This is a genomic window from Alcaligenes sp. MMA (assembly GCF_020907215.1).
Taxonomy (GTDB): Bacteria; Pseudomonadota; Gammaproteobacteria; order Burkholderiales; family Burkholderiaceae_B; genus Alcaligenes; species Alcaligenes aquatilis.
In genome coordinates, this window is record NZ_JAJJPP010000004.1 from 294,741 (window position 1) to 307,463 (window position 12,723).

At 48.6% G+C, this 12,723-nt stretch carries 7 protein-coding genes and 3 tRNA genes; 8 read left to right on the forward strand and 2 right to left on the reverse strand.

What is annotated here, in order from left to right; genetic code table 11:
* Positions 1-207: 207 nt before the first annotated feature.
* On the reverse strand, positions 208-1,575 hold the full coding sequence (locus tag LNA76_RS17525; protein WP_094198199.1) for a diguanylate cyclase: 1,368 nt from the start codon (positions 1,573-1,575) through the stop codon (positions 208-210).
* 1,486 nt (positions 1,576-3,061) lie between these two features.
* Between LNA76_RS17525 and LNA76_RS17530 the strand changes: the two genes are divergently transcribed.
* A complete protein-coding gene (locus LNA76_RS17530) occupies positions 3,062-4,120 on the forward strand; it encodes a metallophosphoesterase (protein ID WP_230019553.1) in 1,059 nt (352 codons plus the stop codon).
* Positions 4,121-5,363: 1,243 nt separating this feature from the next.
* On the opposite strand, the gene LNA76_RS17535 is transcribed toward LNA76_RS17530, so the two are convergent.
* Positions 5,364-6,533: a methionine aminotransferase gene (locus LNA76_RS17535; RefSeq protein ID WP_230019554.1), complete on the reverse strand. Its 1,170-nt coding sequence runs from the start codon at positions 6,531-6,533 to the stop codon at positions 5,364-5,366.
* 856 nt (positions 6,534-7,389) lie between these two features.
* Here LNA76_RS17535 and mnmG point away from each other — a divergent pair.
* The 7 genes from mnmG (at position 7,390) to LNA76_RS17570 (ending at position 12,692) form a co-directional block, all read left to right on the forward strand.
* Positions 7,390-9,306, forward strand: a complete 1,917-nt coding sequence (gene mnmG, locus LNA76_RS17540) for a tRNA uridine-5-carboxymethylaminomethyl(34) synthesis enzyme MnmG (RefSeq protein WP_230019555.1) — start codon at positions 7,390-7,392, stop codon at positions 9,304-9,306.
* The gene (gene rsmG / locus LNA76_RS17545; protein ID WP_230019556.1) at positions 9,303-9,974 is read left to right on the forward strand and encodes a 16S rRNA (guanine(527)-N(7))-methyltransferase RsmG; all 672 of its coding nucleotides are present in this window, start codon (positions 9,303-9,305) and stop codon (positions 9,972-9,974) included. The genes mnmG and rsmG overlap by 4 nt, the downstream gene beginning before the upstream one ends.
* Before the next feature lie 2 nt (positions 9,975-9,976).
* Entirely contained in the window at positions 9,977-10,792 is an 816-nt protein-coding gene (locus LNA76_RS17550; protein WP_094198194.1) for a ParA family protein, read from the forward strand.
* A 29-nt stretch (positions 10,793-10,821) separates the two neighbouring features.
* Positions 10,822-11,760: a ParB/RepB/Spo0J family partition protein gene (locus LNA76_RS17555; protein WP_094198193.1), complete on the forward strand. Its 939-nt coding sequence runs from the start codon at positions 10,822-10,824 to the stop codon at positions 11,758-11,760.
* Positions 11,761-12,362: 602 nt separating this feature from the next.
* Positions 12,363-12,449: transfer RNA gene (locus LNA76_RS17560), tRNA-Tyr, on the forward strand.
* 56 nt (positions 12,450-12,505) lie between these two features.
* Positions 12,506-12,579 (forward strand) — tRNA-Gly (locus tag LNA76_RS17565).
* Between the two features lie 38 nt (positions 12,580-12,617).
* A tRNA-Thr gene (locus LNA76_RS17570) sits at positions 12,618-12,692 on the forward strand.
* Positions 12,693-12,723: the final 31 nt, after the last annotated feature.

Here is a 12,723-nt window from a genome sequence, read left to right on the forward strand (position 1 = left end):
AAACAAATCCTGCTTCAACCTGAGGCCAAAGCATTGATGCCATTCAATGTAATTGTGTTTATCGCACCACATCCGGCCCGGGACAAGCACTTCACAGGCCACACACAGTCAGAAATCAGGCGGCAAACACTGGCAAGAACAGAACAATACGCACTTGTAGCACAGGTTGCTGCCATACGACATAAAAGGGTGGGCAAGCGTGCCCGGTCAAATGTACACAACCCGATCGCGGCCTTCTTCTTTGGCTTGATACAAGGCGCGGTCAACCCGGCGCAACGTACGCTCGTAATCCGGGTGGCCATCGTACAGGGCCACGCCAATACTGGCAGTGATATTCATGCTCTCCCCATCCACAACCCGGAAGGTTTCCGCATGAATGCGAAGACGCAAATTGCGGGCAGCACGCACCGCTCCATCCCCATCCACATCGACCAATACCAGGAGGAACTCCTCGCCGCCAAGACGGAATACATAATCACCGGCACGAGCACTATTGCTGAGCAGCTCGGCAAACTGACGCAAGATGCGGTCGCCCGCATCATGTCCGTAGGTATCATTGACACGTTTGAAAAAGTCTATATCCACGGCCAGCAGCGCAAAACGCGACCCCCGCTGCTGGGCATAGCCCACTTCACGGCTAAGCACTACAGGTAGGTATTTGCGGCTTAACAGGCGGGTCAACACGTCCCGGCCAGACTCCAGCTCGTTTTGCTGCTCAAACAAGCGATCCAGGTGCAAACCAATCGCCCGGGTTCGATCACGCAGCTCATGCAAGCGCGAAATCTGTCCTTTCGTGTCCCCTTGTTCGAACGCGGGCATCAACTCGGTATCAATCAGGTTCATCAGATCCAGGATCTCACGGCTCTCTACCGTGCCCTGAAACGCATGAGCGCCCTTATGTTTGAACCAAATACCGAAGTCCGAATCTCCAATTCGCGGGGCAGGCGTCACGCCATTGTTGACCGCCATCGCAAACATAAAGAGATTTTCCCAATCCAGCAGTGCGGCACGCTGTCGCCCACGCTCGGCTGCCGCGTTCTGCACAATGGCAAACAGGCGATAAGACTCTTCAGCACGGGATTTACGCTCACGAGAATTGGCATAGGCATGGCTCATCAGCTCCATCGCCAAGTCAATAAAGCTCTGAACGTAACGAAAGCACTCCCACGCTTGCTCAGAGCTGACAGTCGAGGACTCAAACAAAAAGCGGGCATAACGCCCCTTGAGCAAGCGTGCGCCGCGCAGCACCAGATGAACAGGTACCCCCACCCGTGCGTGGACCTCGCCAACCTGATTTTGCAGCCTGACCTGGTCCTGCATATCACTGTGCTCATCTACCGAAAACAACTGAACCAACCAACTGCGCAAGGAACGATGCAAACGCTTGTGCACCTGTTCATGTGACAGATACACCTGCGCAGCAGGATGCTTGAGCATATGCGTATAAAAGTGGGTCGCAAGCTCGTCCTGGTTATCTTGAGTGATAGTCAGCACATGAGCACGGACTGCCAGGGGCACTTTCTGGAGCAAGCCATGCCAATCCTGAGCGGCTTCTTCGATATTCGGTTGAGACATGAAGTACGGGGTGAGTAGCGAGACGATACTTAAGGATTAAACAGCCTTGGCGGCAATTGTTACATGAGGGGAGGTTTCGCGCTATTTCTTATAGCGATACAAGCCACAGGCTAGCAGGAGAATACCCTTGCTATTGCCAAGGAAAAAACATACCCCTTAAAGATAAGTGGGTGATACCACCCGCCGCGACAGCAGCATAGTGTCTATGCACTCAAGCAAGCCCCTGTTTTGCCTCACTGTGGCGGCGATCTGTGCTTCAAACTCAAGGCTTTGTCGCCCCAATGCCCTGGAAGCTCCACGGTGAGCAGATTGTCCTATCAAAGCAGATAGCTGACTAAACAAATTACCCGCTATCGCCAAAAAGCCACGCTCGGCATCCAGGCTGAGAACGGTCGATCAAGCATGCCCAGGCTAAAGAAGCTGAAGCAGGCCGAGACAGAATCTGGGTTTATATCCAATACTGAGAAAACATCCAGATCTACATGCCCATAGCTGGCCACAGCACGCCGGGTCGGGTCGGGTCGGGTCGGGTCGGGTCGGGTCGGGTCGGGTCGGGTCGGGTCGGGTCGGCAGATAGGTTCCACCGTTAAACCTGATCATTCAATGTTTATTGCTCTGCTCCAAGCCATTCTTTTATTTATCTACAAAGCGAAGAAAGAAATCAACTGATAATCAAAGAAAATAGCTGGAGGACAGGGATAAACAGATTCAAATTATTTATTAATTTCTTTTTTTTAAAAAAATATTAATCAACAAAAAAACTGTCTATATAAAGGAAAGACGAATAGCAAGAAAACAATCCAACTAACAATTAAAAACAATAAATCGGACTGCTAATTTTTTATTTCCTGTAGATAAAAATAAAAACTAGGGTGAAAAACAAAACCAATATATTGAATCACAAAGATAGGAGTTTGTTTGGGCCAGAGAAACTAATAACGGTCGTGATAGGCCAACTTATCCACAGGCTTGCATAACAAAGAAATCCACAATTTTATTAACAAAATAGATTAAGCCAAAAATGAAAATATGGAATCTATTAAAAATAACCGTTAATAAGAAAGTGAATAGTTTGTGGATATTATAAAGGCTTAATTCTTGCTCAAACAGGGTACGGGTACAAACACCGACCTCAGCTCACCCAGACGCTCCCTGAAGGGGGGATCCAGCCAGAAAATCAGTCAAGGATTGGGCAAAAAAGCTATATTTAAGGCCACGACTAGCCTTGAAGCCCTGTGGATAAGCTCCAAGAAGGCCTGTTGTGGACGTGCTGTGGATGAAAGGGGGATAAGTCACCTATCTTTGTAGACCTCAAAATTTGTCCAGTTTTGGTCCACCGACTCCATCAAGGTGGTACACAGGCAAAAATGTTCAATAAATCACTGAAATTAAAGGTAAATTTTCATCTATGCGACTTATCCACAGACACCCATTATCCATTACCAGTTATATATATAGTTATTATTAAATAAAGATATCTTCACCCATGCCCAACTTTCTTGTACAGCCCTTACCTTCAGGTTCTTTAGACATCATCGGCGATGTACATGGAGAACTTCAGGCCTTGCAACAACTGATCCAAAATTTGGGCTACCAAGAAAATGGCTCTCATCCAGAGCAACGTAGTCTGATATTCGTGGGAGATTATTGTGATCGAGGTCCAAACAGTCCGGCAGTCATTGAATACCTTAAGTTCTTGATAAATAAAAATAAAGCAAAAGGAATATTAGGTAATCATGAAATCAATCTGCTGATAGACGATGCAAAAGATGGATCAGGTTGGTATTTTGACCAACGATATCAGTCAGATTTAAAAAATTACTCGCCATTTACGCGTGTAAAACCAAAGAATAAAGATGAAATTAAAAAATTTTTAAGCTCATTACCTATCGTATTAGAAAGAAACGACCTCAGAATTGTGCATGCCGCCTGGAATAATTCAGCAATTGATGCTATTCGATCGGTTAAAAGCGAAAATTTTCTTGATTTTTTCTTCGAATGCGAGCGTAAAGCAGATAATTATGCAGAAAAAGAAGGAATTCTGGATAAATATCTAGCTGCAAAACAGGAATGGAAAGAAAAAATCGAAGATCCAGAGGCGTTGGTGCCGTTATTGCAGGCCTACATTGACTACGATTTGATCAAAAATGACTTCAACCCCATCCGTTTGCTCACTTCCGGGACTGAAGGACCGGCAAATCGTCCCTTTTTTGCGGGTAACCGATGGCGTTTTTCCGACCGTACCCCTTGGTGGGACAGTTATCAGGACGATATTCCGGTGATTTTTGGTCATTATTGGCGCCAGCTTTTTCCTCAGCCGACAGCGAAAATGTCTAAATACTCCTTGTTATTCAAGGATATAGATCCTTTTTCCTGGCACGGAGCGAAGAAAAACACATTTTGCGTGGATTTTTCCGTTGGGGCTCGCTGGCGTGATCGCCGTAAAGATCAGGAGCCCGAAGACTCCGCCTTTCACCTGGCCGCTTTGCGTTGGCCTGAGAAAATCATCATGACGGACACCGGTTTTACGTATCCAACCCGCTAAATTCACTTTTCTGCTCGCTGTTACAATTTTCTTTTCTGTGGATAAGCTCTAGGAAGGGCATTGTGAACAGGGTGTGGATACATAAGGCATAAGTAGGTGCTTCTTTGTGAAGTCTAAAAGTTGTACCTAAACCATCCACCGGTAAGCGTTAGATCTATCCCCGGAAAAAAAAGGTCTAAGTTCTTGTTTTATCGTTGTTAAAGACACTTGTTCGACTTATCAACAGGCCTCCATCCATTAATTCTAATAAAAGATTTAAGTGCTTGTTATATAAGATAAGTTCAACTCCTTGCAAGCCAGGTCCCAACCCTTTGCAAGCCAAAAGTTCTCGACTAAGATGCAGTCCATGAACAAAAATCACGATCTTGCTCGAAGCTGGCTTATGCGACTTTTGCATGCAGGAATTTGAACCGCAGAAGTTGAAAATTCATTTTCAGCATCAAGCAAGGTCGACTTTGCTATTAAGTCACTGGGGGTTTTCGTCAGTATGAGAAAAACTCAAATAAAGGATCTGATAGCAAAAGAGGGGAGTTCTATCTGGAAGACTTGTTTGGCCAAGTATTGACTATGGTTTCAGGGATTGCTGCGCCTGGAGCTTGTACTAGGCCAATCTTGTTTGAATTTTTGACTTATCCACATTTTGTGGGTAAGGCGTGTGTTGATGCTCACACTCGTCTTACGTTGTTGGAAAGGGCTTGATGAACTGTGTATTTTCACAGATAGACAGTAAGTGAAAAGTACGTAGTTTTGTAATAAGTCCTTGTTTTATATCTATATTTTTCTTTATTTTAATGTTGAAGTCGTTTTCTTTGCTGATGGTGGGGACTGAAGCGCAGAAGCTGTAGCGTTGGCTTGTGCTTGTTTTTATCAAAAGAAAAGAAGTGATAACTGGGCAAAAAATCAGGTTTACCCCCAAAGTTATCAACAGGATGACTCTTGAAGACTGAATTGCTTGTTTCACCTTTGACGCTTTGTGGGGTGCAAAACACGGGTTTTGTGGTCCGTGTTCCATGTTTTGGGTCTCAAAACGCTTGCGATGTTTTGCAGTGCAGCGATCCGTCTTTTCTGGCTGCGAAAGGACAGATTAGCGCTGTCGTACTTGTCCACAAAAATCGGGAACAAAAAAACCCCACGCTGCGCCTTCGCGCTTGCTGCCCCCCAAGGGGAGCTTTTTGCCTTGGGGCGGCCCGGCGGCAAAAAAAACCGCCTATCGGCGGTTTGAAAAACAAGATGAAGAGAGGCTCTAGACCTTTTTTAAGCGTTCAATAGCCTGATCTAAGGTGTTGTGCTGCTTGGCAAAGCAAAAACGCAGTAAACGATGGTTAGCCTGTGCAGAATTGGGTTCCAGATAAAAGGCTGAGACAGGAATCGCGCCTACTCCGTAGTTCTGGTTCAGGTACTTGGCAAAATCCAACTCGGACAGCTCCGAAATATTTTCATAGCTGGCCAATAGGAAAAAAGTCCCTTCACTGGGCATAGGTGTGAAGCGGGTGTTTTGCAGACCTTGGTGCAAATGATCGCGCTTTTCCTGGTAGAAAGCAGGTAGGCGCTCCCAGGTAGCAGGATCCTGCATATAAGCGGCCAAACCGGCCTGTAAAGGGCTGGGAACGGTAAAGACAGTGTATTGATGGACCTTACGGATTTCCGTGCTGAGAATGGCTGGAGCACAGCAATAGCCTACTTTCCAACCTGTAGCGTGGAAGGTCTTGCCAAAGGAAGAAACGATCACTGCTCGTTCCGCCAGACGGGGACGGGTAGCCAGACTTAAATGTTCTTTCTGATCGAAGGTCAGATGTTCATAGACTTCATCGGACAAGATGATCAAAGGATGCTTTTCTACAATCTGTTCCAACGCATCCAGGTCCTGGGGCTGCAATAGGGTACAGGTCGGATTGTGCGGAAAGTTAATCACCAGCATGCGAGTCTTGTTGGTGATGGCTTTTTCCACACGCTCCCAATCCACGCGGTAGTAAGGTACAGACTCGCTAGGCGCTGTCATGGGCACGGTAACAGGAATACCTCCTGCTAGCTCGATGGCGGGGATATACAAGTCATAGAAGGGCTCGATGACAATGACTTCATCGCCTGCATGCACAAAGGCTTGAAAACTGGCCATCAAGGCCTCGGTCGCGCCACTGGTAACGGTAATCTCCGTATCCACGTTATAACAGTGGCCATACCGAGCGAGTGTCTTGTTGGCAATAGCTGCCCGCAGGGCAGGGTAGCCAGCCATGGCGGGATATTGGTTAATACCATCGAGCATGGCTTGGTGTACGGCCTCAATCAGAGCCGGATCTGGATTGAAGTCTGGAAAGCCTTGTCCGAGGTTGATCGCTTTGTACTCCAGGGCCAATTGGCTCATGGTAGTAAAGATAGTGGTGCCCACAGAAGGGAGCTTGGATGTGATCTGCATGGGTCAACGGATAGGAATAATAAAAATGCACCCGTGCTTCAGATTTGAGCAAAAGTTGGGCGGCGTAGTATCAGATAAATTCTTGACGAAAATACCATAGATTCCACGCTTTTCCGTTGATCGTGGAACCCTGGGTTCAGGACAGTTTCTTACATCGATATAGCTGTTCCCTATATACAGTCCGAACTTTGTTTTTCTGGTGTGTCTGGCAGCCCCGTTGTGACTGCAGGAATTTTTCTGATAGACCTGTGTCTTAAACCTGAGCGTCTAATCAAGCTTCATATTCTCAGACAGACCGGAGATAAAACGGCATTTTTTAAAGCACTGCCTGGTCTCGCTCACAAGCCTGGTCTTGTCTGAAGGATCTCTTTTTGTTAATTGATTTTGTCTGCAGACAAAGTAGTCAGATTGGCAAATTGGGAGCCATCCCTTCTCCTGCTCAGCGCAAATTCCCTTGTCACCTGACTGTTGCGCTGTGCTCCTATTTATCCGGCAGTGTTTTTTTGATTGTTCTGTTATCCACAATTTTGCTCTCTACTTGGATTGCCTTTACCCACTTGCTGGAGGGTAGCCGCTTAGATAGCTACTTTTATGGGGTTTAAGGGTGATAAGCGCGCCTTTTATAGCTTCGCTCCTGGGCGTGTTATGGTCAAAAAAAACCTTTGAAAGCATAACCCACGCGCCGTAGTCGGGCCTGGGGATAAAAAACGGTCTGTTTCTCCACAAAGTTATCCACAGTGGTATTTACGCAAAAAACTGTGTTCCACGTGGAACAGATATTGGTTTCATGTGTTTCACGTGGAACATCCAGTGCTGGTAATCGTATAATTGATTTTTATTTTTTAGCTGTTCTGACATGATTTATCCCGAAGAGTTTGACGTTATTGTCATAGGCGGCGGACATGCTGGTACCGAAGCGGCTTTAGCGGCAGCTCGAACCGGTGTGTCTACCTTATTGTTAACCCATAATATGGATACCTTGGGGCAGATGTCCTGCAACCCTTCTATTGGGGGGATTGGCAAGGGGCATTTGGTTAAAGAAGTGGATGCGCTGGGCGGGGCGATGGCTTTGGCCACCGACCATGCCGGTATTCAATTCCGTACCCTGAATAGCTCCAAAGGGCCAGCCGTGCGTGCAACGCGTGCACAGGCAGACCGCTCTTTGTATCGCAAAGCTATCCGCGAGGTTCTGCAGAATCAGCCCAACTTGATGGTGTTCCAGCAGTCGGTTGAAGACTTGATTGTGGAAGGTGATCGGGTGGTAGGGGCTGTCACCAAGATTGGTTTGGAGTTCAAAGCCAAATCCGTGGTTCTGACGGCAGGTACCTTTTTGAATGGCTTGGTCCACGTAGGTCTGAATAATTACTCGGCAGGCCGGGCAGGGGATCCCCCCTCCATCAGTTTGGCCCACCGCCTGCGGGAACTGCAGTTGCCACAAGGGCGATTGAAGACAGGGACCCCTCCACGCATTGATGCCAACACAATCGATTTTTCTCGTCTGGAAGTTCAGCCAGGCGATAGTGATCCGATTCCGGTGTTTTCCTATATGGGTGATGTTTCCATGCATCCCCAGCAGATGCCTTGCTGGATTACGCACACCAATGAGCGTACCCACGATATTATTCGCTCGGGCCTGGATCGCTCGCCCATGTATAGCGACCAGGGCACCATCGAGGGTATTGGCCCACGTTACTGCCCATCGATTGAAGACAAGATTCATCGCTTTGCAGACAAGAGCAGCCACCAAGTGTTTCTGGAGCCTGAAGGCTTGAGCACGACTGAGATTTACCCTAATGGTGTCTCCACCAGTCTGCCTTTCGATATCCAATTAGCAATGGTGCGCAGTCTGCCTGGCTTGGAAAATGCCCGTATCATGCGTCCCGGCTACGCGATTGAGTACGATTATTTCGATCCCCGATCTCTGTATCCTACTTTGGAAACCAAACAAATTCGTGGCTTGTTCTTTGCCGGCCAGATTAATGGCACGACGGGTTACGAAGAAGCAGCCGCACAGGGCTTGTTGGCTGGGGTGAATGCCGCCCGTTTGGCGCAAGATAAAGAACAGTGGTACCCACGCCGTAACGAGGCTTACCTGGGTGTGTTGGTAGACGATTTGATTACCCGTGGGGTGACCGAGCCGTACCGCATGTTTACCTCTCGCGCGGAGTATCGTTTAAGCCTGCGGGAAGATAATGCCGACCAGCGACTGACGGAAATGGGTCGCGAATTGGGGCTGGTGGATGATGTCCGCTGGGATCAATTCAACCGTAAGCGCGATGCTGTCGCACGTGAAATTGAGCGCTTGAAGGGCACCTGGGTGAACCCTCGTAGCTTGCCCGCTGACCAGGCCAATGCACTGTTAGGCAAAAATATCGAACGGGAATACTCTTTCTTCGATTTGCTCAAGCGTCCCGAAGTGGACTATGCAAAGCTAATGGCTGTACTCAATGATCAAGGTGTCCCCGTAGCAGGCCCCGGTCTGGACGATCCGGTGTATGTTGAACAGGTTGAAATCCAAGTGAAGTATGCAGGCTATGTGGCGCGTCAACAGGACGAGGTGACTCGTCAGGCAGCGCTGGAAGAGCAGGGCATTCCGGAAGATTTGGATTACGACGATATCAAAGGATTGTCGATTGAAGTGCGGCAGCGTTTGAAGGCTGCAAAGCCTTTGACCATTGGCCAGGCCGGACGTGTTCAGGGTGTGACACCTGCGGCGGTGTCTTTATTGCTGGTTCACCTGAAGCGCAAGCAAAAAAACAAACAAACGGTATGAGCGACATTTTTTCAAAACGCCTGAATCAGGCCCTGCTGGATTTGGGTCTGGATCAGGATCCTGCCTTGGTGCGCAAGCTACTGGATTATATTAATCAGTTGCAGCGCTGGAACCGTACCTATAATCTGACTGCCCTGCGTGACCCAGATCAAATGCTGGTGCAACATATTTTTGATAGCCTGTCTATTGTGCGCCCGTTTCAGAATTACCTGGCCGGCCACAATCAATCGGCTCAAGAATCGGTTCGGATTGTGGATGTAGGGTCAGGGGCTGGTTTGCCGGGTGTTGTTTTGGCAGCAGCATGTTCCACGTGGAACATTACTTGCATTGATGCTGTTGAGAAAAAAATGGCATTTGTTCAACAAATGGTGGGGGCTTTGGCCTTGCCTAATTTGTCGGCAATGCATGTGCGTGTAGAGCAGCAGGAACCCATGCAGGCAGATATTGTGGTTTCCCGAGCTTTTTCTTCGCTGCTTGATTTCGTGAATTTGGCAGGCAGGCATGTTCGACCAGGTGGGCGCATTGCAGCTATGAAGGGTAAAGAGCCTGACTTGGAAATAGCCGCATTGCAATCGGAAAGTAACTGGCAAGTCGAACGAATAGAATCATTAACCGTACCGGAGCTAGAGGCACAGCGTTGTCTAGTGTGGTTGGTGCAGCAAGGATAATCATGAGTAAAAACGACGAAAAATCTCCCCGTGCCTATGTGTTCTGTATTGCGAACCAAAAGGGTGGGGTAGGCAAGACAACCACCGCGATCAATTTGGCCGCTGCACTTGCGGTACTGAAGAAAAAAGTTTTGTTGATTGATCTGGATCCCCAGGGCAATGCCACTATGGGTAGCGGTATTGATAAGAACAACCTGTCTGGCAATTTGTACCAAGTACTGATTGGCGATGAAAGCATTGCTAATGTAAAGATACATTCAGAAACAGGTGGTTATGACGTCTTGCCTTCCAATAGGGAGTTGTCGGGCGCGGAAATCGACCTGATCCAGATGCAAGAGCGCGAGCAACAACTTAAACAGGCTCTGGCACAGGTGCTGGACGATTACGATTTTGTGCTGATCGACTGCCCACCTACCTTGTCGCTGTTAACGCTCAATGGCCTGGCTAGCGCGCATGGGGTCATCATCCCCATGCAGTGCGAGTACTTTGCTCTGGAAGGGCTCTCGGATCTGGTCAATACGGTTAAACGGGTCTATCGCAATATCAATCCGGATCTGCAGTTGATTGGTTTGCTGCGGGTGATGTTTGATGGTCGTGTCACCTTGCAGCAGCAAGTCTCCAATCAGATCGAGACCCATTTTGGCGATAAGGTGTTCAAGACGGTGGTGCCACGTAATGTGCGTTTGGCTGAAGCGCCAAGTCACGGTATGCCAGGTATTGTCTATGACAAGAACTCCCGGGGTGCCAAGGCCTATATGGACTTTGGCAAAGAGCTGATCAAGCGCTTGAAGAAAGACTCCCGCAGCGATAAGGCATAAGGCACACAAGAATCAATAGGAATGTAAGCATGGCTACACGAAAACCAAAAGGTCTAGGTCGAGGCTTGGATGCCTTGCTCGGCGCAGACACAGGCGCTATCGCAACTATAGGGAAAAAGGGCGAAGCGGCGGTAAGCGATGGCCCGCCTTCCAACCTGCCCGTTAAGCTGCTGAAGGCAGGGGTATATCAGCCGCGAACTCGAATGGACGAGGGAGCCTTGAATGAGCTGGCCGAGTCCATTCGCGCCCAAGGTGTGATGCAGCCAATTTTGGTGCGTCCCTTGTCGGGTAAGGATAAAGGCAAGTACGAGATCATCGCTGGTGAGCGTCGTTTCCGCGCGTCGCAAATTGCAGGTCTGGAAGAAGTCCCCGTCCTGGTGCGCGAAGTTGGCGACGAAAACGCCGCCATCATGGCTTTGATTGAGAACATTCAGCGTGAAGATCTGAATCCGCTGGAAGAGGCACAAGGCGTCAAACGTCTGCTGGACGAGTTCGGGCTGACCCACGAGCAGGCTGCTCAGGCTATTGGCCGCTCGCGCTCGACCACCAGCAACCTGCTGCGTCTGATTAACCTGGCAGAGCCTGTGCAGATTATGCTGCTGGCCGGGGACATCGATATGGGGCACGCCCGTGCCTTGCTGGCTATGGACGCTGCTCGTCAGATCATGCTGGCCAACGAAGTGATTGCCCGCCGTCTGTCGGTACGAGAAACCGAGAAACTGGTTGCCCGTGCCCTGCATGAGGATGACGAACCTGCCAACAAACAGGCTCAGAACAAGGCCAGTCGCAATGGGGACGTACAGCGCTTTGAAAAAGTGTTGTCTGACCACTTGGGGACTAAAGTGACCTTGAAGGTGGGGGCCAAGGACAAGGGGCAGCTGCAGATCGCTTTCCATGGCTGGGAACATCTGAATGCCTTGCTGGAAAAGCAGGGCTTGTCGTCCTTGCTGGAACAAACGGACGATTGAGCCAGGCCCGCATTAAGCTACAAACAATGCGATTGCCATTGAAAGAGCCGACCACAGGTCGGCTTTTTCGTTGTTATGAGCCGCGTTTTGTTAATGGTCCGCAGCTTCCTGTAAAAAAGAAGCGGCAAGAAGGAGATGGATTAGAAAAACTTCTGAAATGATGGATTTCCCCTTCCTAAAGCTGTTGGACAATCCAACCTTGCTTGCGAGACTGCTCATGGTTGCATGATTATTCAGATTGCTTGCTTGCGCTCCAGCCAGTAGAAAACAGCAAGATAAGGACCTTAAGGAGGAGAAGGAAAGAGTAGGGAAGACGCCTGAAAGCTGGATTAAAAGCGGAAAACCTGATTTTGTATCTTTTTCTTACAAAAATAAGCCCTGAAAACAAGAAAAAATCTATGTGTTTACCCGCATTCCGTCCTGTTTGTCTGGTTTTGAATGCGCTCAAAAATGGTATCCCCGGCGCCCCAAGACAGTGGCAAAACCAGTAAGGAAACCGGTCAAAATCAGTTTTTTTTTAGATTTTCATCGAATTATTCGGTTTTATTCGTAAAAGACTTGACGACTTCGCAAAACATGCCCATAATTCGATTTTCGCTTCGGGTGGGATGTCCGAGTGGTTAAAGGAGGCAGACTGTAAATCTGTTGGCCCTGCGCCTACGTTGGTTCGAATCCAACTCCCACCACCAGCACTTTTCTAAAGTCAGCCAGCAAGGCGGCTTTAGGAGAGGGTGAAGAAAAGTCTGCGGGTGTAGCTCAATGGTAGAGCAGAAGCCTTCCAAGCTTAAGACGAGGGTTCGATCCCCTTCACCCGCTCCAGGTTTAAAATCTTTGGCCATTCTGGGCTGAAGTTGAATGCCCATGTGGCTCAGTGGTAGAGCACTCCCTTGGTAAGGGAGAGGTCACGCGTTCGATCCGCGTCATGGGCACCACATCTCTCTTCTCTCTATCGTTCTATCCCTT

What these genes read in the sequence shown, in the direction of transcription:
- LNA76_RS17525 (WP_094198199.1), bottom strand. Translation starts at nt 1,575, where the DNA reads ATGTCTCAACCGAATATCGAAGAAGCCGCTCAGGATTGGCATGGCTTG.
- LNA76_RS17530 (WP_230019553.1), top strand. Translation starts at nt 3,062, where the DNA reads ATGCCCAACTTTCTTGTACAGCCCTTACCTTCAGGTTCTTTAGACATC.
- LNA76_RS17535 (WP_230019554.1), bottom strand. Translation starts at nt 6,533, where the DNA reads ATGCAGATCACATCCAAGCTCCCTTCTGTGGGCACCACTATCTTTACT.
- mnmG (WP_230019555.1), top strand. Translation starts at nt 7,390, where the DNA reads ATGATTTATCCCGAAGAGTTTGACGTTATTGTCATAGGCGGCGGACAT.
- rsmG (WP_230019556.1), top strand. Translation starts at nt 9,303, where the DNA reads ATGAGCGACATTTTTTCAAAACGCCTGAATCAGGCCCTGCTGGATTTG.
- LNA76_RS17550 (WP_094198194.1), top strand. Translation starts at nt 9,977, where the DNA reads ATGAGTAAAAACGACGAAAAATCTCCCCGTGCCTATGTGTTCTGTATT.
- LNA76_RS17555 (WP_094198193.1), top strand. Translation starts at nt 10,822, where the DNA reads ATGGCTACACGAAAACCAAAAGGTCTAGGTCGAGGCTTGGATGCCTTG.